At 58.4% G+C, this 23,563-nt stretch carries 22 protein-coding genes, 1 tRNA gene and 1 pseudogene; 10 read left to right on the forward strand and 14 right to left on the reverse strand.

Going from position 1 to position 23,563, the window contains the following annotated elements; translation table 11 throughout:
• Positions 1-28: 28 nt before the first annotated feature.
• Positions 29-316, forward strand: a complete 288-nt coding sequence (locus AC2FJ6_RS14575) for an HU family DNA-binding protein (RefSeq protein WP_039533371.1) — start codon at positions 29-31, stop codon at positions 314-316.
• Between the two features lie 60 nt (positions 317-376).
• Here AC2FJ6_RS14575 and AC2FJ6_RS14580 read toward each other — a convergent pair whose 3' ends face one another.
• On the reverse strand, positions 377-610 hold the full coding sequence (locus AC2FJ6_RS14580; protein ID WP_170355542.1) for a hypothetical protein: 234 nt from the start codon (positions 608-610) through the stop codon (positions 377-379).
• A 194-nt stretch (positions 611-804) separates the two neighbouring features.
• Here AC2FJ6_RS14580 and AC2FJ6_RS14585 point away from each other — a divergent pair, with 194 nt between their 5' ends.
• Positions 805-1,692 (forward strand): DMT family transporter, encoded by an 888-nt coding sequence (locus AC2FJ6_RS14585; RefSeq protein ID WP_496669409.1) that lies wholly within the window; start codon positions 805-807, stop codon positions 1,690-1,692.
• Here the strand turns inward: AC2FJ6_RS14585 and AC2FJ6_RS14590 are convergent.
• Positions 1,668-2,189, reverse strand: coding sequence for a glutathione peroxidase (locus AC2FJ6_RS14590; RefSeq protein WP_496669411.1), 522 nt, complete (start codon positions 2,187-2,189; stop codon positions 1,668-1,670). The genes AC2FJ6_RS14585 and AC2FJ6_RS14590 overlap by 25 nt on opposite strands.
• Before the next feature lie 140 nt (positions 2,190-2,329).
• Between AC2FJ6_RS14590 and msrB the strand changes: the two genes are divergently transcribed.
• Together msrB and msrA are read left to right on the forward strand one after the other, a co-directional pair.
• Positions 2,330-2,779, forward strand: a complete 450-nt coding sequence (msrB, locus tag AC2FJ6_RS14595; protein ID WP_170786053.1) for a peptide-methionine (R)-S-oxide reductase MsrB — start codon at positions 2,330-2,332, stop codon at positions 2,777-2,779.
• Entirely contained in the window at positions 2,776-3,285 is a 510-nt protein-coding gene (gene msrA, locus AC2FJ6_RS14600) for a peptide-methionine (S)-S-oxide reductase MsrA (RefSeq protein ID WP_170771516.1), read from the forward strand. Before msrB ends, msrA begins: the two co-directional genes overlap by 4 nt.
• A 4-nt stretch (positions 3,286-3,289) precedes the next feature.
• On the opposite strand, the gene AC2FJ6_RS14605 is transcribed toward msrA, so the two are convergent.
• From AC2FJ6_RS14605 to AC2FJ6_RS14635, 7 genes are all read right to left on the reverse strand, one after another.
• Complete coding sequence (locus tag AC2FJ6_RS14605) at positions 3,290-5,293, reverse strand: hydantoinase/oxoprolinase family protein (RefSeq protein ID WP_170771514.1); 2,004 nt, start codon at positions 5,291-5,293, stop codon at positions 3,290-3,292.
• 71 nt (positions 5,294-5,364) lie between these two features.
• Entirely contained in the window at positions 5,365-6,402 is a 1,038-nt protein-coding gene (gene queG, locus AC2FJ6_RS14610; protein WP_170771513.1) for a tRNA epoxyqueuosine(34) reductase QueG, read from the reverse strand.
• Positions 6,403-6,473: 71 nt separating this feature from the next.
• Complete coding sequence (gene fzlA, locus AC2FJ6_RS14615) at positions 6,474-7,139, reverse strand: FtsZ-binding protein FzlA (RefSeq protein ID WP_170771511.1); 666 nt, start codon at positions 7,137-7,139, stop codon at positions 6,474-6,476.
• Positions 7,140-7,197: 58 nt separating this feature from the next.
• Positions 7,198-7,932 (reverse strand): monofunctional biosynthetic peptidoglycan transglycosylase, encoded by a 735-nt coding sequence (gene mtgA / locus AC2FJ6_RS14620; protein ID WP_170771509.1) that lies wholly within the window; start codon positions 7,930-7,932, stop codon positions 7,198-7,200.
• 116 nt (positions 7,933-8,048) lie between these two features.
• Positions 8,049-12,581, reverse strand: coding sequence for a glutamate synthase large subunit (gltB, locus tag AC2FJ6_RS14625; RefSeq protein ID WP_496669413.1), 4,533 nt, complete (start codon positions 12,579-12,581; stop codon positions 8,049-8,051).
• Positions 12,578-13,012 (reverse strand): GFA family protein, encoded by a 435-nt coding sequence (locus AC2FJ6_RS14630; protein WP_496669415.1) that lies wholly within the window; start codon positions 13,010-13,012, stop codon positions 12,578-12,580. The genes gltB and AC2FJ6_RS14630 overlap by 4 nt, the downstream gene beginning before the upstream one ends.
• Before the next feature lie 23 nt (positions 13,013-13,035).
• The gene (locus AC2FJ6_RS14635; RefSeq protein ID WP_170771502.1) at positions 13,036-14,469 is read right to left on the reverse strand and encodes an NAD(P)-dependent oxidoreductase; all 1,434 of its coding nucleotides are present in this window, start codon (positions 14,467-14,469) and stop codon (positions 13,036-13,038) included.
• A gap of 230 nt (positions 14,470-14,699) precedes the next feature.
• On the opposite strand from AC2FJ6_RS14635, the gene AC2FJ6_RS14640 reads away from it, so the two are divergent.
• The gene (locus AC2FJ6_RS14640; RefSeq protein WP_170771500.1) at positions 14,700-15,503 is read left to right on the forward strand and encodes an undecaprenyl-diphosphate phosphatase; all 804 of its coding nucleotides are present in this window, start codon (positions 14,700-14,702) and stop codon (positions 15,501-15,503) included.
• On the opposite strand, the gene AC2FJ6_RS14645 is transcribed toward AC2FJ6_RS14640, so the two are convergent.
• Complete coding sequence (locus tag AC2FJ6_RS14645) at positions 15,504-16,487, reverse strand: complex I NDUFA9 subunit family protein (RefSeq protein ID WP_170771498.1); 984 nt, start codon at positions 16,485-16,487, stop codon at positions 15,504-15,506.
• Between the two features lie 199 nt (positions 16,488-16,686).
• Between AC2FJ6_RS14645 and AC2FJ6_RS14650 the strand changes: the two genes are divergently transcribed.
• Positions 16,687-16,773 (forward strand) — tRNA-Leu (locus AC2FJ6_RS14650).
• 64 nt (positions 16,774-16,837) lie between these two features.
• On the opposite strand, the gene AC2FJ6_RS14655 is transcribed toward AC2FJ6_RS14650, so the two are convergent.
• Both AC2FJ6_RS14655 and AC2FJ6_RS14660 read right to left on the reverse strand, forming a co-directional pair.
• Positions 16,838-17,818, reverse strand: a complete 981-nt coding sequence (locus AC2FJ6_RS14655; protein WP_496669417.1) for a hypothetical protein — start codon at positions 17,816-17,818, stop codon at positions 16,838-16,840.
• 115 nt (positions 17,819-17,933) lie between these two features.
• Positions 17,934-18,035: pseudogene (locus AC2FJ6_RS14660) on the reverse strand (carbon monoxide dehydrogenase); the annotation flags it as partial.
• An 82-nt stretch (positions 18,036-18,117) separates the two neighbouring features.
• Here AC2FJ6_RS14660 and AC2FJ6_RS14665 point away from each other — a divergent pair.
• The gene (locus tag AC2FJ6_RS14665; RefSeq protein ID WP_496669419.1) at positions 18,118-19,710 is read left to right on the forward strand and encodes a DUF4139 domain-containing protein; all 1,593 of its coding nucleotides are present in this window, start codon (positions 18,118-18,120) and stop codon (positions 19,708-19,710) included.
• Between the two features lie 87 nt (positions 19,711-19,797).
• On the opposite strand, the gene AC2FJ6_RS14670 is transcribed toward AC2FJ6_RS14665, so the two are convergent.
• The gene (locus AC2FJ6_RS14670; protein ID WP_170771492.1) at positions 19,798-20,448 is read right to left on the reverse strand and encodes a carbonic anhydrase; all 651 of its coding nucleotides are present in this window, start codon (positions 20,446-20,448) and stop codon (positions 19,798-19,800) included.
• 144 nt (positions 20,449-20,592) lie between these two features.
• On the opposite strand from AC2FJ6_RS14670, the gene AC2FJ6_RS14675 reads away from it, so the two are divergent.
• The 3 genes from AC2FJ6_RS14675 (at position 20,593) to AC2FJ6_RS14685 (ending at position 23,162) form a co-directional block, all read left to right on the forward strand.
• Positions 20,593-20,982, forward strand: a complete 390-nt coding sequence (locus AC2FJ6_RS14675) for a hypothetical protein (RefSeq protein WP_170771590.1) — start codon at positions 20,593-20,595, stop codon at positions 20,980-20,982.
• A gap of 63 nt (positions 20,983-21,045) precedes the next feature.
• The gene (locus tag AC2FJ6_RS14680) at positions 21,046-22,428 is read left to right on the forward strand and encodes a leucyl aminopeptidase family protein (protein WP_496669421.1); all 1,383 of its coding nucleotides are present in this window, start codon (positions 21,046-21,048) and stop codon (positions 22,426-22,428) included.
• A complete protein-coding gene (locus tag AC2FJ6_RS14685; protein ID WP_496669423.1) occupies positions 22,425-23,162 on the forward strand; it encodes a C40 family peptidase in 738 nt (245 codons plus the stop codon). Before AC2FJ6_RS14680 ends, AC2FJ6_RS14685 begins: the two co-directional genes overlap by 4 nt.
• On the opposite strand, the gene AC2FJ6_RS14690 is transcribed toward AC2FJ6_RS14685, so the two are convergent.
• On the reverse strand, positions 23,159-23,509 hold the full coding sequence (locus tag AC2FJ6_RS14690; RefSeq protein WP_170771486.1) for a DUF2794 domain-containing protein: 351 nt from the start codon (positions 23,507-23,509) through the stop codon (positions 23,159-23,161). The genes AC2FJ6_RS14685 and AC2FJ6_RS14690 overlap by 4 nt on opposite strands.
• Positions 23,510-23,563 lie beyond the last annotated feature (54 nt).

The following is a 23,563-nucleotide window of genomic DNA, read 5'->3' on the forward strand; positions in this document are numbered from 1 at the left end:
ACATCGGGCACGTTAAGGAGACCAAGAAATGGCAAAGCCTATGACAAAGACTCAGCTGGTTGCTGCTCTCGCTGAGGAAATGGGGACTGACAAGAAAGCCGCGAACGCCGCGCTGGAGGCCATGACCGGCCTGATCACACGCGAAGTTTCGGCCGGCGGCGCAGTGACCCTGCCCGGCGTTGGCAAAATCTACTGCCGCGAACGCCCCGAGCGCATGGTGCGCAACCCCGCCACCGGCGAGCAGTTCAAGAAAGAGGCCGACAAGGTGGTTAAAATGACCATTGCGAAGGCACTGAAGGACAGCGTCAACGGCTGATCTCAGCTGTCGCAAACATACGATCAAGGGCCGCCGTTTGGGGGCCCTTTTTCTTGGGGATCAGTGCAAACTTAATAGCACTTCCAGATCACGACGGCTGAGCCGGTTCATCAAGGCCCGATCGTCTGCAGACAGTTTTGCTTCCTTACGAATATACGTTTCAAGGTACGTCGCGATCTCACTGGTTGGGCGATAGTACAGATCAGGCGAAGATTGGCTGAGTTCATCCACAAGCCGAAACAGCAGCTTTTTCTGCCGCTCCGAATCCAGGTCTTTTCGCTTCTCTTGCAACATAACGGGCTTCGCCTTTGTTGTGGTCACTTATGATCTAGCGGGCCGAAAAGTAACTCCAACTCCGGTAAGAATAAAATTGTGCGCCCCGCGTGTGGTGCCCTTATGAGATTCCTAGTTACTACGGCCAGACGGTACATCTTGCGACCCTTACTGATTTAAGGAACAGTGCGCGAAACCAACAAAGGGGATGGGCGATGGATCTGCGCGCCATGGCCATGGGGCTGACATTTGCACTGATCTGGTCGTCGGCCTTTACTTCGGCGCGGATCATCGTGATGGACGCATCACCGCTGTTTTCGCTGGCATTGCGCTTTTTGATTTCCGGGTTGATCGGCGTCGCCATTGCGCGCGCAATGGGACAGAGCTGGCGGCTGACGCCGCAACAATGGTACGCGACCATCCTGTTTGGAATCTGCCAAAATGCCCTGTATTTGGGTCTGAATTTCTACGCAATGCAAACGATTGAGGCGTCGGTTGCCGCCATCATCGCCTCGACCATGCCGCTGCTGGTGGCACTGGCAAGCTGGCTCTTTCTGGGTGATCGACTGCGACCGCTAGGCGTGATTGGCCTGCTCGCCGGGTTTGCTGGCGTCGCTCTGATCATGAGCAGCCGCATCAGCGCGGGCGTTGATATGGTCGGCGTGACGCTCTGCGGTGTTGGGGCCTTGGCGCTGACCTTCGCCACCTTGGCGGTGCGGGGGGCGACCTCAGGCGGGAATTTCATGATGGTCGTGGGTTTGCAGATGCTGGTTGGTTCAGCCGTTCTGTTCGTCGCGGCTCCCCTGTTCGAGGTGATCCATATCCACCTCACCGTTCCGCTGGTGCTGGCTTTCACCTACACAACCCTGTTCCCCGGCTTGTTGGCCACGCTGATATGGTTCCTTCTGCTGGATCGGATCGGGGCGACTCGTGCAGCCACCTTCCATTTCCTCAACCCCGTATTCGGCGTGACCATCGCCGCGATTCTTCTTGGTGAGAAACTGGGCCCGCTGGATGCTGTCGGCGTTTTGATCACCACCGCTGGAATCCTGGCGGTGCAACTGTCGCGACAGCCTGCTCAGGGCAGCAAAGCCTCGACCTGAGACAGCACTGGCCGGGAATCGGGGCGCGTGGTCGCGCCATAGGTCGCTATAACTTCGCCTTCGGGATCCAGAAGGATTTTGTTGAAGTTCCAACTGGGCTCAAATCCTGTCTGCGCCGCAACCTGTTGATAGAAAGGATGCGCTTTTGCGCCTCGAACCGGGGTGATGTCGGTCATCGGCAGGGTCAGGTTATAGTTGAAATCGCAAAATTCCTTGACCTCTTCCGCCGATCCCAATTCCTGATTGAAGGAATCCGACGGTACCGCCAGCACGACCAGTCCGCGCGGACCATAGTCTTCGTGGACCTGCTGCAGCGCGTTGTATTGCCCAGTAAAGCCGCAATGCGAGGCCGTGTTCACCACCAAAACCGGCTGCCCGCGCCAGTCCGCGATCGACAGGGTACCGCCGTCGATGGACGGAAACTCTCCGCTCAACGGCGCAGCCTGCACGGTGCGCCCGGTCAGAATCAAAGCGGTCAACAGCAAGATGCGGAACATGGTGAACCCTCCTCTAACCAAGTATACGCGCCAAATCGTCCCCCGGATCAACGCACGAGGGCGCGAGGCGCATGAAACAGGCTTTGATTTCTGCGCCCCAACCCCCAAATAATGGTGCAACTCAACCGACCGGAGGATCCATGACCCAATACACCAAATCCCCCGAGGCCATCGCTGCCCTCTCGCCCGAAGAATACCATGTCACGCAGAACAGCGGGACCGAGCGTCCGGGCACCGGCAAGCTGCTGAACAACAAGGAACCGGGGATTTATGTGGATATCGTCTCGGGCGAGCCGCTGTTCGCTTCGACTCACAAATACGAATCCGGCTGCGGCTGGCCTAGTTTCACCAAGCCCATCGTGCATGAACATGTAGAAGAGTTCCGGGATACCACCCACGGCATGATTCGCACCGAGGTGCGTTCAAAACACGGCGACAGCCATCTAGGCCACGTCTTCCCCGACGGCCCGCGTGAACATGGCGGGCTGCGCTATTGCATCAACTCAGCCTCCTTGCGGTTTGTCCATCGCGATGACATGGAGGCCGAAGGCTATGCCGACTATCTGATCCATGTGGAGGAAATCCAATGACCGAAGAACGCGCTGTCCTAGCAGGAGGTTGTTTCTGGGGAATGCAGGACCTGATCCGCAAGCTACCGGGCGTGTCCCGCACCAGTGTCGGCTATACTGGCGGCGATGTCCCCAACGCCACCTATCGCAACCACGGCACCCATGCCGAAGGGATCGAGATTTTCTTTGACCCCACGCAGATCAGCTATCGTGACCTGCTGGAGTTCTTTTTTCAGATCCACGATCCGACTACGGTAAACCGTCAGGGCAATGACCGCGGGATGAGCTATCGTTCGGCCATCTACTACGTCGATGACGCACAGAAACAGGTGGCGTTGGACACGATTGCCGATGTGAACGCCAGCGGTTTGTGGCCCGGCAAGGTCGTGACCGAGTTGGAGCCCGTCGGTGATTTCTGGGACGCCGAGCCCGAGCATCAGGACTATCTGGAGCGTATCCCCAACGGCTATACCTGCCATTTCCCGCGCCCCGATTGGGTTCTGCCCAAACGCGACGCGGCGGAATAAGCGATCAGCCGGCGGCGACCCTTGGGCGGCCGCTGGCTTCGACCGTGATCATGGCCTCGACAAAGACCTCCTGCGCCTCGACGCGGGCTGTGCGGATGTCGCGGTCAACGATCACGCGGATATCCTCGGCCCCGGCGTCGCGTACCGCGCCCTCAGCCTCGGATCGCAGTACGGATTCTAGCAGCGACAACGCCGCCTCGGAATCGTTGAAATCCTGCGGTCCGTCCTCAAGATGCACCCGGAACTTGCCCTCGGAAGGCGACGTGACCGTCCCCGCCCGGCGCAAGGTCAGGCGACCGACGACCGCGCCGATGGCATTCGCCACGCCAGTATGTTCGGGCAAGATCATCTTGCAATGCAAACGGTCCCCCACCGCCGGGTAATAGCTGGGGGCCGAGGCACCCAGCCCGATCACATCCACATTCAGCGCCGCATCCAAAGCCAGCAGGCCCCGGTGTCGGGCCAAGCCCTTGCGCGTTAGAATGTGCCGAGCCAGATCCGTCGGGGGAATGCCAAAATCCTCGACTTCTTCGGCAAAAGCAGTCTCTAACAAAGTCAAAGACGTTTGTTCCGTCAACTGATCCACGATCATCTGCGCCAAAACCTCGGGGTTTTTCGCCAGCACATCGCCTGACCCAACCCGTTTGCGCGACACCAATTCCAGCGCCTTGCATGCTGCCTCGGCATCCCAGGCGTCCAGCCGCCCCAGAACGTGGCTGGCATCCGACGGCGTCACGCCCGAGACCTGAACGATCCCGCGATCCACCAGCCGCGTCAGGGCGCCATTCTCCATCCGTGTGCGCAATAGGTCGCTCAGCGGCAAAACCTGATCGCCAAGACGGTCCAATAACACCTCTTCCCGTGCACCCAGCCCTTCGGCGTGGATACCGGGCACGCGGCGGGCAAACCGCGTGTCATGTTCACCTACCGTGGTCGCGCGCAGTTGCTTGTCCAACTCAGCATGCACCACATCCGGGGCCTCGGCCGCGATCAGCGACACTGGCAATACCCTACGCGGCCCAAGGACCACGCCGCCTCCCAGCCCCTCGGTCACCACATGGACCTGACTGTCGCCGCCCAGACCATGGGTGCGCATCGCTACCGCCTCGACCATGGTGCGAAAGCCACCGACGCGCGCACCATTGGGATCAATTGCGGGCTTACTGTCGCGGATCACGGCGATGTCCGTGGTCGTCCCGCCAATATCCGACACCAGCGCATTCTCGGCCCCCGTCAACCAACTGGCCCCTACGATCGAGGCCGCAGGCCCGCTGAGGATCGTCTCAATCGGGCGTTCTCGCGCTTGCTCGGCGCTCATCAACGCGCCGTCGCCGCGGACCACCATCATCGGCGCGGTAATTCCCAACGTCAGTAACTGATCCTGCGCCCGTCCGATCAGCCGATCAATCATCCCGATCAGCCGTGCATTTAATACCGCCGTCACTGCCCGTTTCGGCCCGTTTAACTTGGCCGACAGGTGATGAGAACATGTGACCGGAGCCCCTGTCCGCTCGGCTATAATCCGCGCCGCTTCCAGCTCATGCGCAGGGTTGCGCGTGGCAAACTGCGCGGCCACGGCAAAGCCGGATATGCCTTTATGAGAGTCTAAAAACGTTTCCAACGCGGCTACATCCAGCGGAGCAGCCTCACCCCCCGCATGGCTATGACCCCCGGCAATCACCAGTGCCGGATCACCCTTCAACGCGTCGCGCAACCCGTGCCGATCCAGATCGCCCTCTTTGAACCCGATATAGACCAACGCCACGCGCCCGCCCTGCCCCTCGACCAGAGCATTGGTGGCCAAAGTGGTCGACAAAGATGCCATCGAGATCTGCTCGGGGCCAACCGCCGCCTGTTCCAACACAGCCGAAATCGCTTTGCCCACGCCGATTGCCAAGTCTGCCCGCGTGGTCAGCGACTTGGCCGAGGCGATCACCTCAGCTTCATCCCGGATCAGCACCGCATCCGTATAGGTTCCGCCCGTATCAACCCCCAAAGCCAGCGCCATCGGGTTCTCCTTCCTGTTCGCTAAATTGGGTGTAGCGGTTTGGACCGACACGTCCAGCCTGTTTGCGGCACTTAGGGCAGTTGTTGTACCGCCCAGCGCGCGGCATCAGCCACGGCTGGATCAGGATCATCCACCAACCCCTGCGCCACCGGCTTCAACGCGGGCAAACCGGAATTCCCAATCGCATACAGCACGTTGCGCGCAAACCGATCCCGCCCGATCCGTTTTATGGGCGAGCCCGAGAACTTGACCCGAAACGCCGCATCATCCAACCCCGCCAGTTCAGCCAGAGGCGGGGCAACCAAATCATCCCGCGCCGCATAGCGAATATCGCTGGCCGCCACGGCAAACTTGTTCCACGGACAGGCCGCCAGACAATCATCGCATCCGTAAATCCGATTGCCCAACATGCCGCGCAACTCTTCGTCCACCGGCCCCTTATGTTCGATGGTCAGATAGGAAATACACCGCCGCGCATCCAACTTGTACGGCGCAGGAAACGCATCCGTTGGACAGGCATCCAAACAAGCGCGACACGATCCGCAATGATCCACCTCGGCCATATCCGCAGACAGGTCCAATGTGGTGAAAACAGAGCCTATAAAGGTCCAATTTCCCCAATCGCGGCTGACCAGATTGGTGTGCTTCCCCTGCCAACCCAACCCCGCCGCATGGCCCAGGGCCTTCTCAGGCACCGGCGCGGTATCCACGAACACCTTCACCTCGCCGCCACCTTCGGCAATCAACCACCGCGCCAACCGCTTGAGGCGTTTTTTCACCAGATCATGGTAATCCTTGTTCTGCGCATAGACCGAAATCGCACCCCGATCGGGATGGCCCAAAACCTCGGTCGGATCATGTTCAGGCGTATAGCTCTCGGCCAGCATGATCACCGACCGCGCCTCGGGCCACAAAGCCGACGGATCGCCCCGCCAATGGGTCCGTTCGGCCATCCACCCCATCTGTCCGTGATACCCGGAATCCAAAAACGCCTGCAACCGCGCGGGCACTTCCGGCACATCCCACGGCCGACAAATCCGACAGGACACAAACCCCTCACTCAATGCCTGAGCGACCACCTTGTCCTTTAAATCCGATCCGCTCTTCATCTGGCTAAAATATCCTCGGGGGGAATCGCGCCCCGGCGCGATGCGGGGCAGACAGCCCCCCTGCCACCCTATCAGAAATCCAGATCCGCGTAATGCGGCGGAGGCCGAAACCCCGGCACCTGATCCGCCAGTATAGACCGAAACGCAGGCCGAGATTTGATCTTGGCGTACCAATCCTTAACCGCCGCCGAACGGTTCCAATCCACGTCCGAGATATAGTCCAGCGCCGACAAATGCGCCGCGGCCGCGAAATCGGCCAATGTCATCTGGTCGCCCGCCAACCAACGCCGGTGATCTAGCAGCCATGCCATGTAGTCCAGATGATACTTGATGGCCTTGGCGCCCTCTTTGACATTCTTGCTGTCCGGGTATCCCTGGCCGGTCATCTTCTTGTTGACCCGCTCGTACAACAGTTTCGATGTCACCTCGTGATGAAACTTGTCGTCAAACCAGCCGACTAGCCGCCGGACTTCATACCGGGCTTCCGGTGTTTTCGGCATCAAAGCGGGCTCGGGGCGCGTTTCCTCGATGTACTCGCAAATGGCGCTGCTTTCCGCCATGACATGCCCGTCCAACCGCAAAACCGGAACTTTACCCGCCGGATTGCGGCGCAGGAAATCCGGGTCTTGCTCCCAGTATTTCTCTTCGACCAGTTCGACCTCAATCTTCTTTTCCGCCAGTGACAGACGGACCTTGCGGCAGTACGGGGACAGGGGAACGTGAAACAGACGCGCCATGAGCTTCCAATCGAACCAGTGAATACCCCTCAGCTTTAGCCCCGAGAGGGTTCGGTTTTCAATCCTCGAAACAATCCGCGCGACCATCTGCGCGGATGGTGGCCGCCCCGTCCAGAATCGCAGCCGCTCGTCTGCGGGTGCGTACCGACGGGTCGGTTACCGACCGATTTCGCGGGGATGGCAGGATCGCCGCAATCCGCGCCGCCTGAACCGAGGACAGTTTGGACGCCGGAACGTTGAAATTACGCTGTGCCGCTGCCTCAACCCCGAATACGCCATTTCCGGTCTCGGCGACGTTCAAATAGACTTCAAGAATACGTTGTTTGCTCCAGAAAATTTCGACGACCGGCGTCATCGAAGTTTCAAGCGCCTTGCGCACCCAGCTGCGCCCTTGCCACAAAAAGACATTCTTCACCACTTGCTGCGTAATCGTCGACGCACCTCGGGCACCACCCCCTTCAATCGCGTCACGAATAGCTTCGACATCAAACCCCCAATGGCGGCAGAAATTGGCGTCCTCAGCCGCTACGACTGACCGCGCCATGATCGGCGAAATCTGTTCGATGGGAACCCAGTCACGCTCGACCTTGCCCAATCTGCGCCATTCGGACCAGATCGTATGGGTCACCGGAGGGTTGACTACCGAATAGAGTGCAATCAGCGCTACGACAAACGTGGCAATCGCCAATAGCCCACGCGTGACCCAGCGGCGAATCCGCATCACGAAGTTGGGTTTGGCTTTTGACGCCTTCTTTTTCTTACCGCTTGTCTTGCGGACTGCTTTCTTTGCCATGCCACAGCTATACGACGTGTAGGTCTTGTTTGAAATGTCTGTTGTAGAGGTCCCGGCATAAGAAAACCCGCGTACCGTGGTGGTACGCGGGTTTTGCAATTTGACTGATTGGCGGCTTATTCTGCCGGAACGGCTTCTATCTCATTGGTCAGAGGATGGCCGAGCTTGTTCAGCATCTCTTTCGGGCAGACCTGCAGGAAATTGGCCTTTTCCACATCCCAATGTTGCAGGATATCAGCGGCCTTGCGGCTGAAGGTCTCAGACTGATGAGTTTCGATCAGCGTTTTCAGCTGGTCTTCCCAATGGTCCACCGTAACCGGGCAGGTCACCAGCGTTTCCATGTTCATCAGAGCCTGTGCCTTGCCTTCGGGATCGTACAGGTACGCCATGCCGCCGGTCATGCCCGCGCCAAAGTTGGCACCAATGTCGCCCAGAATCACGGCGACACCGCCGGTCATGTATTCGCACCCGTTCGAGCCACAGCCCTCGATCACCACTTTGGCGCCCGAGTTCCGAACCGCGAACCGTTCGCCTGCGCGGCCTGCTGCGAACAGGTGGCCATCGGTGGCGCCATACAGAACAGTATTGCCGATGATCGTGTTGTCATCTGCCTTAAGCGGGCTGACCTGCGGTGGGCGCACAACGATCATGCCACCGGAAAGGCCCTTGCCAACATAGTCGTTAGCATCGCCAGACACTTCCAGCTTGAGCCCCGGAGCCGCAAACGCCCCCAGCGACTGACCGGCCGAGCCCTGCAATTTCACATGCAGGTGGTCGTCCTGGAACGTGTTCCGCATCCCGAAATTCTGCACGATATGGCTGGACACCCGAGTACCAACCGTCCGGTGCGTGTTCTGAATCGCGTAGGACAGCTGCATCTTCTCGCCGTCTTTCAGGAACCGCGCCGCATCGCGCACGATCTCGGCATCCAGTGTATCGGGCACTGCGTTGCGATCCTTGTCGCGGTTATAGACGATGTCATGTGCGCCATCGACGGTAATCAGCAGCGGATTCAGGTCCAGATCGTCCAGATGCGCCGAACCCCGGCTAACCTGCGCCAGCAGATCGGCCCGGCCGATGATTTCGTCAATCGAGCGCGCACCGAGGCTAGCCAGCAGTTCGCGCACTTCCTGAGCGTAGAAGGTGATCAGATTGACGACCTTGTCGGCATTGCCGGTGAATTTGGCGCGCAGGGATTCGTCCTGCGTACACACACCAACCGGGCAGGTGTTCGACTGGCACTGACGTACCATGATACAGCCCATCGCGATCAGGGCAGCGGTGCCGATGCCGTATTCCTCGGCCCCCATCATCGCAGCCATCACGATATCGCGCCCGGTGCGCAGCCCGCCATCGGTCCGCAGAGTCACGCGATCTCGCAGGTTGTTCATCGCCAGAACCTGATGCGCCTCGGTCAGGCCCATCTCCCACGGAAGACCGGCGTATTTGATCGAAGTTGCAGGCGACGCGCCCGTGCCGCCATTGTGACCCGAAATAAGGATAATATCGGCTTTCGCCTTGGCCACACCGGCGGCAATCGTGCCCACGCCCGAGGACGCAACCAGCTTGACCGTCACCTTACAGCGCGGGTTGATCTGTTTCAGGTCATAGATCAGCTGCGCCAGATCCTCGATCGAGTAGATGTCGTGGTGCGGCGGCGGCGATATCAGGGTCACGCCTTTGGTCGAATGGCGCAGACGCGCGATCAGGTCGGTGACCTTCATGCCCGGCAGCTGACCACCTTCGCCGGGTTTCGCACCCTGGGCGACCTTGATCTCAAGCTCCTCACACTGGTTCAGGTATTCGGCTGTCACACCAAACCGGCCCGAGGCCACCTGTTTGATCTTGGCAGACGGGTTGTCGCCATTGGGCTCGGGCACGAAATGCGCCGGATCTTCGCCACCTTCACCCGAGTCAGATTTCGCGCCAATCCGGTTCATCGCCACATTCAGCGTTTTGTGCGCCTCGGGGCTCAGCGCACCCAGCGACATGCCCGGCGTGACAAAGCGCTTGCGGATCGAGGTGATCGACTCGACCTCTTCAATCGGCACCGGTTTGCCCAGCGGTTTGAAATCCATCAGATCGCGCAGGTGGATCGGCGGGTTCGACTGCATCTTGGCCGAGTATTGCTTCCACAGCTCGTAAGATGCGCGGTTACAGGCCATCTGCATCATGTGCATCGAGGTCGCTTCCCACGCGTGGGTCTCACCCGATTTGCGCGCCTTGTAGAAACCACCGATCGGAAGCACGTCCAGACCGCTGTCCCAGCCCTTGGCATGGATTTCCTCGGCCTTGGTCTGAATACCGGTCACACCGATACCGGAAATCCGGCTGGTCATGCCGGGGAAATACTCAGCCACCATCGCACGGCTAAGGCCCACGGCCTCAAAGTTCAAACCGCCGCGATAGGAGGAGATCACCGAAATACCCATCTTGGCCATGATCTTCAGCAGGCCTTGGTCGATTGCCTCCCGATACCGTGCGACGTTTTCGGTCAGCGTGCCATCCAGCAAGCCGCGATCAATGCGGTCGGCCAGCGAATCCTCAGCCAGATAAGCGTTCACGACGGTCGCGCCGCAGCCAATCAGAACCGCAAAATAATGCGGATCAACGCATTCGGCCGAGCGCACGTTCAGCGAACAGAAGGTCCGCAGCCCCTGACGGGTCAGATGCGAGTGCACCGCGCTGGTCGCGAGAATCATCGGCATCGCCACGCGACCTGCGCCCGAACCCATGTCGGACAGCACCAGATGCCCCGCGCCCGAGCGCACGGCCTCTTCTGCCTCGGCTCTAACACGGGTCAAAGCGGCGCTTAACGCGCCCCGACCGGGTTCAAAGCTACAATCTATTTCCGCCAGCGGCGAACCGAGATTTTCTACCAGCTTGTCCCATTGGGTGTTGCCGACAAAGGGGCTGTCCAGCGTGATGATCTCGGTCTGGCTGCTGTCTTCGTCCAGCACGTTTTTCAGGTTACCGAACCGGGTTTTCAGCGACATGACGCGGTATTCGCGCAGACTGTCGATCGGCGGGTTAGTCACCTGGCTAAAGTTCTGGCGGAAGAAATGGCTGAGCGGGCGGTATTGCTTGGACAAAACCGCCGATGGCGTGTCATCGCCCATCGAGGCCAGGGACTCTTTGCCGTCTTCAGCCATGGGGGCAAGGATTTGCTCCAGCTCTTCAACAGAATAACCGGCTGCGATCTGGCGCCTGCGCAGTTCCTCTCCGCTGAACTTCGCGGTTTCGGTCACGCCTGACAGGCTTTCATTCAGATCGTTGATCTTGCCAACCCATTCGCCAAAGGGCAGGGCACGGGCCAGTTTGTCCTTGATCTGCGTGTCGCGGTACAGCTTGCCACGCTTCATATCCACGGCCAGCATCTGACCCGGACCCAGCGCGCCTTTTTCCGTCACCGATGCCTCATCAATCGGCACCATCCCGGCCTCCGACCCGGCGATAACCAATCCATCACCCGTCACAACGTAGCGCATCGGGCGCAAACCATTCCGGTCGAGCCCGGCGCAGACCCAACGGCCATCTGTCATGGCCAACGCGGCAGGGCCGTCCCATGGCTCCATCACCGAGTTGCAGTAGGAATACATGTCGCGCCATGCCTGCGGCAGCTCAACCGCCTGCTTGGACCAGCTCTCTGGCACCAGCATGGTTTTTGCCATCGGAGCAGACCGGCCTGCACGCACCAGAACCTCGAAAACCGAGTCTAATGCGGCCGAATCCGACGATCCACCTGCGATGATCGGCTTGATATCCTCGGCATAGTCACCAAAGGTCGAGGACGCCATGCGAATCTCATGGCTCTTCATCCAGTTGATGTTGCCCTTCAGCGTGTTGATCTCACCATTGTGCGCCAGCATGCGGAAGGGCTGGGCCAGCCACCACTGCGGGAAAGTATTGGTCGAATAGCGCTGGTGATAAATCGCAAAGGCGGATTCGAAACGCTCGTCAATCAAGTCGGGATAGAAAACCGCTACCTGCTCGGCCAGCATCATTCCTTTATAGATAATCGAACGGCACGACAGCGACGCCAGATACAGGCCGGAAATTCCTGCCGCCAACGCCGCCTTTTCGATCCGGCGACGGATCACGTAGAGCTCGCGCTCAAAAGTGTCTTCGTCCACACCTTTGGAGTTCGAGATCAGGATCTGCTCGATTTCGGGCCGGGTCGCATTGGCCTTTTCACCCAGGCAGGTCACATCGACCGGCACGTGACGCCAGCCATAGATGTAGTAACCCATGCGCAGCACTTCGGTTTCCACGATGGTTCGGCACTGTTCCTGCGCACCAAAGTCCGTACGGGGCAAGAAGACCTGACCGACCGCGATCAGCTCATCCAGATTGGGTTCGTGGCCGGTGCGGCGGATCTGATCATAGAAGAAGGGTACAGGGATCTGCACATGGATACCCGCGCCATCTCCGGTCTTGCCATCGGCATCCACAGCGCCCCGGTGCCAGATCGCCTTGAGCGCATCAATCCCCGCGTCGACCACCTTGCGCGACGGCTTACCGTCGACAGACACGACAAGGCCGACACCGCAGGATGAATGTTCTTCCTCCTCGGTATAGAGACCGTTTTCGGCCATCCACTGACGTTTGGCTTCTTCGGCGCGCACCCAATCGGCATCGTATTTGGTCATTGGCTGTCTCCTTCTTCCGAGGGGGCGTACATGGCCTCGACCTCGGCTTTGGTCATTTGCTTGCGTTCACCTGCGAACGCGTATCCTTCGGGCTTTTTGTCGAAGTAAAGTTCAAGTTTCAGCGCGTGGCCTGTATCCTGAAACAGGCCTGCCGCGATTTGCGTGTGTCCGTGCATTTCACCTGGAAGCGTGATCCGGTACCACAGCGCCGAGCCGCAGTCAGCGCAGAAGGCGCGCTCGGCCCAATCGGACGAGGTGAAGGTCTTGACCGGCCCAAGCGCGGCGTAGCCTTCTTCGGCCTGAAAAGTAACCAGCATCGAACTTGTCCAGCGTCGGCATTGGTCGCAATGGCACGCGCCCAGCGCATCGCGCGCGGGCGTAGCGGTCACCGTGACCGCGCCACACATGCATTGGCCTTGCAACTCGGGCATTTCGAGGCTCCTGATCGCTGGGTTTATTCGGCTGCAACCGCAGCCTTGGTGTTGAACCGGTCAATGATTGCATCGGCGCAATCGCGCCCGTCGCGGATCGCCCACACGACCAGAGAGGCCCCACGCACGATGTCACCGATGGCATAGACGCCGTCCATCTCGGTCTCGCCGGTCTGGAAGGCCGCCTTGACGGTACCCCAGCGTGTCACGGGCAGGTCGGGCTGGCCGAACAGGCTGGGCAGGTCTTCGGGCTCAAATCCCAGCGCCTTGATCACCAGATCGGCGTCTTCGACATAGTCCGCGCCTTCGATCACCTCGGGGGCCTGACGGCCGGTTGCGTCGGGCTGGCCCAAGCGCATCTTCTGCACCATCACACCTGTGACGTTGTCGTCGCCGGTAAAGCCCTTGGGCGCGCTGAGCCACTCAAACACCACGCCTTCTTCTTCGGCGTTCTGAGTCTCGCGCTGCGAACCAGGCATGTTCGCGCGGTCGCGGCGATACAGGCATTTGACCGATGTCGCCCCTTGACGGATCGAGGTTCGCACACAGTCCATCGCGGTGTCGCCGCCGCCAATTACGACAACCTTTTTGCCAGCCGCGTTCAGGCGACCATTGTCGAAGTCTTCAACCGCGTCGCCGAAGCTTTTGCGGTTCGAGGCCGTCAGGAAGTCAATCGCCTTCTCGATCCCGGCCAAACCGCTGCCCGGCATGGACAGGTCACGCGACTTGTAAACGCCAGTGGCGATGATCACTGCGTCGTGCTTCCCACGAATTTCTTCGAATTTCGTGGCGTCGACGTCGCAATTCAGTTCAAATGTCACGCCACCATCTGCCAGCAGATCGTTGCGACGCTGCACGATGTCCTTTTCCAGTTTGAAACCCGGAATACCATACATCAACAAACCACCGGCGCGGTCATAGCGGTCATAGACCGTTACCTGAATACCGGCGCGGCGCAGCATGTCGGCAGCCGCCAGACCACCAGGACCCGCACCGATGATGCCGACGCTTTCGCTGCGCTCGGTGCCCGGAACAACGGGCTTAACCCAACCTTTGTCCCATGCGGTATCGGTGATGTATTTCTCGATCGTACCAATGGTCACGGTGCCATGGCCGGACTGTTCAATCACGCAATTGCCTTCACACAGACGGTCCTGCGGGCAGATACGGCCACAGATCTCGGGGAAGGTGTTGGTAGCCTGACTGGTCTGATAGGCCTCTTCCAAGCGCCCGGTTGCGGTCAGGCGCAGCCAATCGGGGATGTTGTTGTGCAGCGGGCAGTGGGACTGACAATAAGGCACACCGCATTGGCTGCAGCGGCTGGCCTGCTCTTCCGCCTTGGCCGAGGCGAATTCGGCGTAAATCTCGTCAAAGTCTTCCTTGCGCGTGTCTGCGGCACGCTTTTCGGGCATGGCGCGATCGACTTGCACAAATTTCAGCATCGGTTGCTTGGCCACGGGTCAGACTCCATGAATTGGCTTGGTCGAGCTTCCATAAAAGATGCAAGATCAGATGAAAAGTCATAAATGCTGACCTATTTAGTAATTTCCAAAGCAAAATTTCCAATGATGTCCAAAAACTTTGAAAAAATAGATCCGATTCGGACCTATAAGTGTCCTTTCCTTTTCAACGCAGCACTTATACCCATGAATCGCATAAAACACGTGGCAATGGCACGGGCAGGTTCATGAGTCTTTTTCAGCTGATTCTTGTGGCAATCATTCAGGGCGTCACCGAATTCCTGCCGATCTCATCCTCGGGCCACCTGATTCTTCTGCCCAGCCTGACCGGCCTGCAAGATCAGGGTTTGGCCATAGACGTAGCGGTTCATGTGGGAACTTTGGGTGCCGTGGTCCTGTATTTCTGGCCCGACGTAAAGTCCGCGGCGGCGGGGCTGCCCCGCGCGCTGCGCGGTAAGACGGACACTGAACAAGCGCGACTGGCCTTGGGGCTGATCGTTTCGACCATCCCGACCGTAATCCTTGGGGCGGTCCTGTTTCAAAGCGGACTCAGCCAATCCCTGCGCTCGATGGCGGTAATCGGATGGACCATGCTGGGCTTTGGGCTGTTGCTTTATTGGATGGATCAGAAAGGCCCGCAGACAAAAGAAGCCAAGGACTGGGGACTGAAAGATGCAGCCATCATGGGGCTGTGGCAGATGCTGGCGCTGATCCCCGGCACGTCGCGGTCCGGCATCACAATCACCGGCGCACGGCATCTTGGGTATACGCGGGAAGACGGCGCACGGATCGCAATGCTGATGTCGATCCCGACGATCCTGGCCTCGGGCATCCTGCTGTCGATCGATGTGATCAAAGAGGCCGACCTGCGGCTGGCCATCGACGGCGCCATCGCTGCCCTTTTTGCCTTTGCCGCCGCCTTGCTGGCGCTATCCCTGATGATGCGCCTGCTGCGCAGTGTCAGCTTTACGCCTTACGTGATCTACCGCGTTTGTCTGGGCGTGATCCTGCTGATCATCGCCTACAGCTAATCAGGTGCGCAGATTGTTGGCCGATCTCTGGATCTCGTCATACTGACCCGAGGGGCGGAACTTCCACAGATAGTCCGGAAGAACCGATTCCAGCGTGGCGGGTTCAATCCCCAGATCGGCAAAACCCTTGGCTCCGTCCGACACGACATTGTCGCGCCGCAGGTTCTTTAGCTGATCGCGAGTCAGGATGTTGTTCGGGAACAACTGGAAACTGACGAACTTCACAATATCAAGAACTCCGGCCATGATCCGGGCCAAAAAGAACGGCATCCCCAGAATGATGCGGCGGCGATGGATCACATCAAGCATCTGCTGCATGAGCGCGCGGAAAGATTTCACCTCGGGCCCGCCCAGCTCATAGGTGCCAGCCTTAGCTTGTCCCAAAACGCCCTGCACAGCGGCTTTGGCCACATCATCCACATACACCGGCTGGAATTTCGTCTCAGCGCCCACCAGCGGCAGGAATGGCCCCATGCGGGTCATCCCGGCAAAGCGGTTGAAGAACTGATCCTCGGTCCCGAAAATGACCGAGGGGCGCAAGATCACGGCACCGGGCATATGTTCCTGTACGCCGGCTTCACCCTGTGCCTTTGTCTGCGCATATTCGCTGTCCGAGTCCGCATCCGCGCCGATGGCCGAGATATGGACCATCGTCGCGATCCCCTGCTTGTCCGCAATCCGTGCGATCCGTTCGGCACCTTCGGCCTGAACGGCGTCAAACGCGTTCTTGCCCAGCTCGTTCAGCACACCCACGCAGTTCACCACCGCATCCGCGCCCTGCATAGCCGCTGCGACCGAGGCATCGTCGCGGATATTGCAAAGAATAGGTTCGACCTGCCCGACCACGCCATAGGGTTTGACAAACATCGCCTCGTTCGGACGGCGCACCGCTACCCGAACACGCCACCCTTCGCCTGCCATGCGCCGCGCGACATACCGGCCGACAAACCCAGATCCGCCATAAATCGTGACCAGTTTTGACATAGAAGGGCTCCTGTTTTTAGGTCCAGATCCGATCTACCGCCCAAAAGGTCGCGGAACAAGGCGCAATAACGCCGCGTGCAAGGGAAAAACCCCACCATTCTCAGGGGTGTTCCGTATGCGGTCAAAAAACTTTCAAAAAACTTCCCGAATCCGGTTGACGCCCCTCGCCAGTGGGCTTAAACGCCCCTCCACGACACCTGCCCAGGTGGCGGAATTGGTAGACGCGCTAGCTTCAGGTGCTAGTGTCCGTATGGACGTGGAGGTTCGAGTCCTCTCCTGGGCACCATCTCTGCCGAAAACTCGCTGTTTTGTCCGGACGCAAATGTCCGTTCTTGCAACATGCTGTACCATCAGTCTGTTTCGACGAGCGCTTTCATTTCGCTGTTCCGCTTTTTTGCTTGCTTCTGAACGCGTTGAATAAACGTTGGTAACAGGTTCGGACCTTGTTGCGATCTGTATGACTCACTGGCTTCGTCGCCAATTAGTTCAGCGTATTTTACCCATGTGCGAAAACTGAAAACATCCCTCAGACTGAGAAACGTTTTCGAGTTCGTCTTCCGCAAGGATGTCGGGAGCTTCAAGTTTTTGAAATAGCGCGTCTCTTTCGCAACCCAATCATCTGGTACCTTGAACTCACTGAATGCTTCAGCTTCGTTGAATTTAAAATCCGGGTATTCCTGCACGAACTCGGAGCATCCGTGCGAAATTTTTGTACGAATCCCCTTTACCCCGTTCCGAATTTTGAGGCTTTCGAAAGCTACCATGCAGTCCTTAGCTTCTTCGATGCTCTGGCAATAAATATACCCTTTATAGGGGTATTTGATGCCATCTCTCAGCTCAATCATGCACTTCCTTGCATTGTCGTTCGGCAGATTGAGCAAAAGCAAAAGGAAATAGGTCTGGAACATCTCGTCTAGATTTGAAGGCAAGATTTGCACTTTGTAGCAATCGTGACAAAGCCGCGATATCAACTTGGTTTCTTTGAAGAACTTGATCCTCGTATCGCAGTGCGTTTGTTGGCCTTTGATTGTCATGACCCGGCCCGAAAACGCCTGAGCAATCGGGACGGCAGTAGCCATGCCTGCAGAAGACAAGACAGACATCCAATGATGATAACTTTCGCAAATTTGCGAGCGATCCAGCATGTCCTGACGCCAATCTGGACCTAGGTCTTCATTTATCCGGGCCTGCGTCGCGCCAAAGGTACCGCTTGCATTCTCGGAATTTTCCCAAAGGTCCAAAAGAGTAACGAGACGCCTGATGGCAGGACCGTCTTTGGGATTAATCAAAACCCTGTCTTCAAGCTTCCTGACCTGAGGGCCAATCGACATCCCACACCTCCTGCCTGCGGAAATCTCCTACAGGCATGGTGATCGCCTTGATCCGCATTGCGGTCAACTCATTTGCTCACGGACGCAAACAATAGATCCCCCCAAGCTTAAAAGGTCAGGACACCTCCCGTTCCGCCACGACCTCGGCAAATCCGGTGAAGAACTTGCCCCACAGTTTTTTGGCTGTCCCTGCAATCAAACGGCTGCCCAATCTGGCGGCTCATTTTCTTTTGACTTGATGCAGCGCAGCACTCCTGCAACCTATACGGTATGGTGCCACTGATTTGTTGCGAGTTGTTATGAAATCTTTGATCTATTCTTTGGCCTTGTTGCCGACACTTCTACATGCTGAAACTTTTACCATTGAAACCAATGTTAGCGCCGTGACTGTGTACCCGGAAGGGGCTCAGATCACCAGAACAGGCGCATTCGATGTGCCAGTGGGCCGTCATCGACTGGTTCTGTTGGGCACACCGAAAAGCGACGATGTAGGCCACCAAATCGCGACAATGCAGTTTCGCGCAGATGGATTAAGTCAGACGGCTCTGATCTCACGCTACGCAGACGTGCCCTGGCGCGACTATGTCGGCGAGGCCGTCAAAAAGGTAGAAGAACGTATCGAAGACATAGAATCTCGAATCCAATCGGTCGAGGATCAGGCTGACACCGCCCGATTGAAGGCCCAAGCTGCCGGTCACACGATTGCGTTCCTCACCAATCTGGGGCGTAACGTAGGTTCGGCCGAGTCGGATCCCGAAAACCTGCGCAGCATTGCCCGCATGGTTGGCGACGAAACCCTTGATGCTGAAAACACCGCGCAGGCAGCAGAACTTGAGGCGCGAGAAACTGAAACCCAACTGGCAGAGCTTGAGGCCGAGTTGGAAACGGCGCACGCTGATCTGGCCGCGCTTGTGCCGGAAGCGGATGAACGTATCTTTATCGCCGTAGATGTTATTGCCGAAGAAGATACAAACGGAACACTATCGCTGTCATATCTCAACTATGAAACTGCATCATGGCAACCGGCTTATGTCTTTGATCTGAAAACCGGAAATACCCCGAAGGTGCTGATCAAACGCAGCGTCTTTGTGGCTCAAACGACTGGTGAAGACTGGAACGACATCACCCTGAGCGTTTCCACACTGCAACCCGACGATCAAAGCACTGCGTCTAGGATTCGAACCAAACGCCGCTCTATCCGTGAAAAGCCCAAAACGCTGGAAGAACCGGTCGTAGAGGCCCCGGTTGTGGTCGAAGAAACCGCGAGAAGTTGGAACCCGAGCGCCGCGTCAGTCCAAGGAACGGGCACGACCTATACGCTGCCAGTGCCGATCTCGATTTCCAGTGGATACGGGGCCGCCGAACTGGAACTGGATAGCATGTCTCAACCTGTAGAACTTTTTGCCTTGGCCAACCCCAGCCGGGACGACACGGCCTATCGCACTGCGCGTTTCACGAATCCGTATGCACAAAACCTAATCTCCTCGGAATATGCCAGATGGCATGTCGATGGCGTTCTGGTCGCAATCGATGCCAGCCCCGAAATCGGACCTCGTGAAGAGGTGGAATTGGGATTTGGTCCTCTTTATGCTCTGACTTTGAAGCACCAAATCCTGGGACGGCGCAGTGGTGACGTTGGGTTGATATCACGCTCGAACGAAAGAGTTGAACGCGCTCAAATTCACATCGAGAATCTCTCGGACCAAACTTGGCCCCTACGTCTGCTCGAGAGCGTCCGCTTTTCCGAACAGGATGATCTGAATATCACCTGGAGCGCAAATCCCAGCCCTGCCGAAGAAAATGTCGATAACCGGCGGGGAGTTCTGGCGTGGGAAATGGAGTTGGCCCCCGGACAGGCAGAAACCATTCAAATCGAGACAGAACTAAACTAGCCCGAGGGTATGATCCTACGGTGATTCAATTGCACAAAAAGAGAAGGGCCTGACCGGCCCTTCACATCGCATTGCGCCTATCGAAAATCAAACAACCACGAACTTCTTTTCATGCGGGTCATAGCATTGCAGCCCGCCCTCTCCGATATCGGTCCACAGACCGTGCAGGCTCAGTGATCCGTCCTCGACTGCTGACGCAATGAACGGAAAGGTCAGCAGGTTTTCCAGCGAGGCAACAACCGCATGCCGCTCGAATTGGCGTGCCTGGTCCGTGCTGTCCTCGATATCGGCCACCAGATCGTATTTCGGCTTGAGGATGTCCATCCAGCGCCCGACAAAGCTGTCTTTGGCTTCAAGCTGCGGGGCCTGGCCCTTGCACATGTCGATACAGCCCTGAACGCCGCCACATTGCGAATGGCCCAACACGATCAGATGCGCCACTTTCAGCGCGGTCACGGCGTATTCGATGGCGGCGCTGGTGCCGTGGTGATCTCCGTCCGGGGCGTATGGGGGGACGAGGTTGGCGATGTTACGGTGAATGAAGAAATCGCCCTGATCCGCGCCGAACATCGACGTCACGTGCACCCGGCTGTCGCAACACGAAATAACCATCGCGCGCGGGCGCTGACCCTCGGTTGCGAGGCGCCGGTACCAGACCTGATTTTCGGAATAGGTGGTGGCTTTCCAGCCGTGATACCGTTTGACCAGATAGCTCGGCAGAGGTTTGGCGCGTTCCATTCTTACGTCCTTAGTCTTGTGTCTGACGAGTGCTGTAACCCGAATTCACCGAAAATTCGAGCCATTATCCCGCAGCACTGCAAGGTTTTGCAAAGGAATTTCACGCCACAGTAGGGCCACACCGTGGGGGTGCAAGGAATTGGGGTGAATGTGGTGGAAAAGATAATCACGCTTGAACACAAGGAATCCGTCCGCTTGGACCCGGAGCGTCTGAACGGATTGTGCGGACAGTTGGGGGATCAGAATGCATTGGACGTGTTGTGTCGCACGGTCGAGGAACTGGCCGTGCGCCTGTCAAATTGCGAACGCTACTGGCGGCGGCGCGATTGGGTGAGCTTGCGCAAATGCGCGCGTTCTCTGGTGGCGATTTCCGAACAGGTTGGGATGACCGCTTTGGCGCGCGTAGCAGGGGACGTGGCGCATAATGTTGATGTCGGCGATGCCGTGGCCACGGGGTCAACGCTGTCGCGCCTGATCCGCGTGGGTGAAAAATCGCTGACCGTGATCTGGGACCAGCAGGATCTTTCGGTCTGACGGGGCTTGCGGACGGATCGTGGGTGACTAGGCTGGGCGCAATTCGAACCAGTTGAGATCGCCATGACCCTGTCTTTTGCCCCCGCCTCTGACCCGTCCCTGCCGCTGCATGTGATCGCGCAGTCCGATCTGGAAAGCTGGATTTCGGATCAGCCCGGTTCCGTGGCGACTTGGGTGGAACACAGCGGGTTCACAGCCGGTTTGGGTCAAACGCTATTGATCCCTGATGCAGACGGTGCGCCGTCCATGGCGCTGGCCGGCTACGGCAAACCAGCAGGACGGGCGCGCAAACGGTTCCCACTGGCCGCAGCGGCCGAAGCGTTGCCCAAAGGCACGTATCGCATAGCCTCGGGGGTATCGGATGATGTGCTTGAGACTGAATGCCTGGGATGGTTGCTGACCGGATACAGTTTCGACCGCTATGCCAGCCAATCCACTGCCAAAGCGCGCCTCGTCGCACCGGCTGGTGTGAATCCCGCCCGATTGGAGGTTCTTGCCAAGGCCGAGGCGTTGATCCGCGATTTGGTCAACACCCCCGCCTCGGATATGGGGCCGGATCAGTTGCAGGCCGCATCTGAAGCGCTGGCGCAGGAATTCGGTGCATCCTGTTCGGTGATTGCAGGCGATGATCTGTTGGAACAGAATTTTCCCATGATCCACACGGTGGGCCGTGCCGCCGCGCAGGCGCCTCGGCTGATCGAGATGAACTGGGGCAACGCCGGGCCAAAACTGACTCTGGTCGGTAAGGGTGTCTGTTTCGATACTGGCGGGTTGAACCTGAAGCCCGGTGCCTCGATGGGGTTGATGAAAAAGGATATGGGCGGGGCAGCCAACGTGCTAGGGCTGGCGCGGATGATCATGGCGCTGAACCTGCCGCTGCAACTGCGTGTTCTGATCCCAGCGGTTGAGAATTCGGTGGCTGGGAACGCTTTTCGACCCGGCGATATCCTGACCTCGCGCAAGGGTCTGACGGTCGAGATCAATAATACCGATGCCGAAGGGCGTCTTGTTCTGGCGGACGCGCTGGCGCTAGCGGATGAGGGGAAACCAGACCTTGTTATTTCGATGGCGACGCTGACCGGGGCGGCGCGTGTGGCTGTTGGTGCTGATCTGGCGCCCTTCTACACCGACAGCGACAAGGCTGCCGACGCCTTGACCCACGCGGCGCGCGCAGCAGCCGACCCAGTCTGGCGGATGCCCTTCCATGAGCCTTACGAAGGCATGATCGAACCCGGCATCGCCGATCTGGACAACGCCCCTGCGGGTGGATTTGCCGGGTCGATCACTGCCGCCCTGTTCCTGCGCCGTTTTGCGGTCGACAGTCCCTATATACACTTCGACATCTATTCGTGGCAGCGCAGCAAAGAACCCGGACGCAGCAAGGGCGGGCTGGGTCAAGGCCCACGTGCCCTTTTGACCGCCCTGCCCGAGATGCTGGGCCTATGACCCAACACCGCATCATACAGCCGGTCGTCGATCTGATGCGCAGCCCAGATGGGCCCCGGGATCGGCAACTTTTGTATGGGGATACTGTCGCGGTCACTGATACAGTAGAGGGTTGGAGCCGGATCACATCAGACAAGGACGGTTATCCGGGCTGGGTCCGGTCGGGCCAGCTTGGCCCGGACACCCCCGCAACCCATTGGATTACCGCCCCGGCCACCCATTCTTATACCCAAGCGGATATGAAAAGCCCGGACATCGCGTCACTGAGCTTCGGCGGCAGGATAGCCGCCCGGTCCGAAGTGAACGGGTTTCTGGAAACCGAACTTGGTTTCATTCCCGCCGTTCACGCCAAACCCATCGGCGTCACCCTGACCGACCCAGTCGCCGTGGCCGAGCTGTTTCTGGGCACACCGTATCTGTGGGGCGGCAACAGCCGAAGCGGGCTGGATTGCTCGGGCCTTGTGCAGGCCGGATTGCTGGCCTGCGGGATGCCTTGCCCGGGTGATAGCGGAGATCAAGAGCGCGCGGTCGGGCAAACTCTGCAAGACGGCACCCCGCCTCAACGTGGTGATCTATTGTTCTGGAAGGGCCATGTTGCATGGGTCTATGCCGAGGACATGCTTCTGCACGCCAATGCCTTCCACATGGATGTGACCTTTGAGCCGATGGCGCAGGCCGTTGCGCGGATCAAAGATCAGGGTGACGGACCGGTGACCAGTCACAAAAGGCTCTAATCAAGGTCAACCGAGCGGATCAGCTTGCGTTCTAGAACCCGCAGCACGGTACGCAAATCCTGACCGCGCTTCAGGATGCGGCCATCCATGCCGACCACCGAATACATCCCCTGTTTCTGCCGCAAACGCGGGTGCTTTTCTACCCGGTATATCGGGTGTTCGGCCGTGCGGCGAAAGATCGAAAACACGGCCATATCGCGGAGGTTGGAAATGCCGTAGTCCCGCCATTCTCCGGCGGCGACCATCCGACCATAGACGGACAGGATATGAGACATCTCGTGGCGGTTGAAAGCGACGGGCATCTGGGCCGAGTTACCAGAGAACCGGCTGGGAGGCTGCATGTTCATACTCCAAGCCTTGCCGGAAAACGCGCCTGAATCAAGCCCACGCACGACAGGGTG

The sequence above is a fragment of the Ruegeria sp. CDSA089 genome (assembly GCF_059612205.1).

What these genes read in the sequence shown, in the direction of transcription:
- AC2FJ6_RS14590 (WP_496669411.1), bottom strand. Translation starts at nt 2,189, where the DNA reads ATGTTCCGCATCTTGCTGTTGACCGCTTTGATTCTGACCGGGCGCACC.
- msrB (WP_170786053.1), top strand. Translation starts at nt 2,330, where the DNA reads ATGACCCAATACACCAAATCCCCCGAGGCCATCGCTGCCCTCTCGCCC.
- mtgA (WP_170771509.1), bottom strand. Translation starts at nt 7,932, where the DNA reads ATGGCAAAGAAAGCAGTCCGCAAGACAAGCGGTAAGAAAAAGAAGGCG.
- AC2FJ6_RS14580 (WP_170355542.1), bottom strand. Translation starts at nt 610, where the DNA reads ATGTTGCAAGAGAAGCGAAAAGACCTGGATTCGGAGCGGCAGAAAAAG.
- AC2FJ6_RS14605 (WP_170771514.1), bottom strand. Translation starts at nt 5,293, where the DNA reads ATGGCGCTGGCTTTGGGGGTTGATACGGGCGGAACCTATACGGATGCG.
- AC2FJ6_RS14645 (WP_170771498.1), bottom strand. Translation starts at nt 16,487, where the DNA reads ATGTCAAAACTGGTCACGATTTATGGCGGATCTGGGTTTGTCGGCCGG.
- AC2FJ6_RS14575 (WP_039533371.1), top strand. Translation starts at nt 29, where the DNA reads ATGGCAAAGCCTATGACAAAGACTCAGCTGGTTGCTGCTCTCGCTGAG.
- fzlA (WP_170771511.1), bottom strand. Translation starts at nt 7,139, where the DNA reads ATGGCGCGTCTGTTTCACGTTCCCCTGTCCCCGTACTGCCGCAAGGTC.
- gltB (WP_496669413.1), bottom strand. Translation starts at nt 12,581, where the DNA reads ATGACCAAATACGATGCCGATTGGGTGCGCGCCGAAGAAGCCAAACGT.
- AC2FJ6_RS14640 (WP_170771500.1), top strand. Translation starts at nt 14,700, where the DNA reads ATGAGTCTTTTTCAGCTGATTCTTGTGGCAATCATTCAGGGCGTCACC.
- queG (WP_170771513.1), bottom strand. Translation starts at nt 6,402, where the DNA reads ATGAAGAGCGGATCGGATTTAAAGGACAAGGTGGTCGCTCAGGCATTG.
- AC2FJ6_RS14665 (WP_496669419.1), top strand. Translation starts at nt 18,118, where the DNA reads ATGAAATCTTTGATCTATTCTTTGGCCTTGTTGCCGACACTTCTACAT.
- AC2FJ6_RS14690 (WP_170771486.1), bottom strand. Translation starts at nt 23,509, where the DNA reads ATGAACATGCAGCCTCCCAGCCGGTTCTCTGGTAACTCGGCCCAGATG.
- AC2FJ6_RS14680 (WP_496669421.1), top strand. Translation starts at nt 21,046, where the DNA reads ATGACCCTGTCTTTTGCCCCCGCCTCTGACCCGTCCCTGCCGCTGCAT.
- AC2FJ6_RS14630 (WP_496669415.1), bottom strand. Translation starts at nt 13,012, where the DNA reads ATGCCCGAGTTGCAAGGCCAATGCATGTGTGGCGCGGTCACGGTGACC.
- AC2FJ6_RS14585 (WP_496669409.1), top strand. Translation starts at nt 805, where the DNA reads ATGGATCTGCGCGCCATGGCCATGGGGCTGACATTTGCACTGATCTGG.
- AC2FJ6_RS14670 (WP_170771492.1), bottom strand. Translation starts at nt 20,448, where the DNA reads ATGGAACGCGCCAAACCTCTGCCGAGCTATCTGGTCAAACGGTATCAC.
- AC2FJ6_RS14655 (WP_496669417.1), bottom strand. Translation starts at nt 17,818, where the DNA reads ATGTCGATTGGCCCTCAGGTCAGGAAGCTTGAAGACAGGGTTTTGATT.
- msrA (WP_170771516.1), top strand. Translation starts at nt 2,776, where the DNA reads ATGACCGAAGAACGCGCTGTCCTAGCAGGAGGTTGTTTCTGGGGAATG.
- AC2FJ6_RS14685 (WP_496669423.1), top strand. Translation starts at nt 22,425, where the DNA reads ATGACCCAACACCGCATCATACAGCCGGTCGTCGATCTGATGCGCAGC.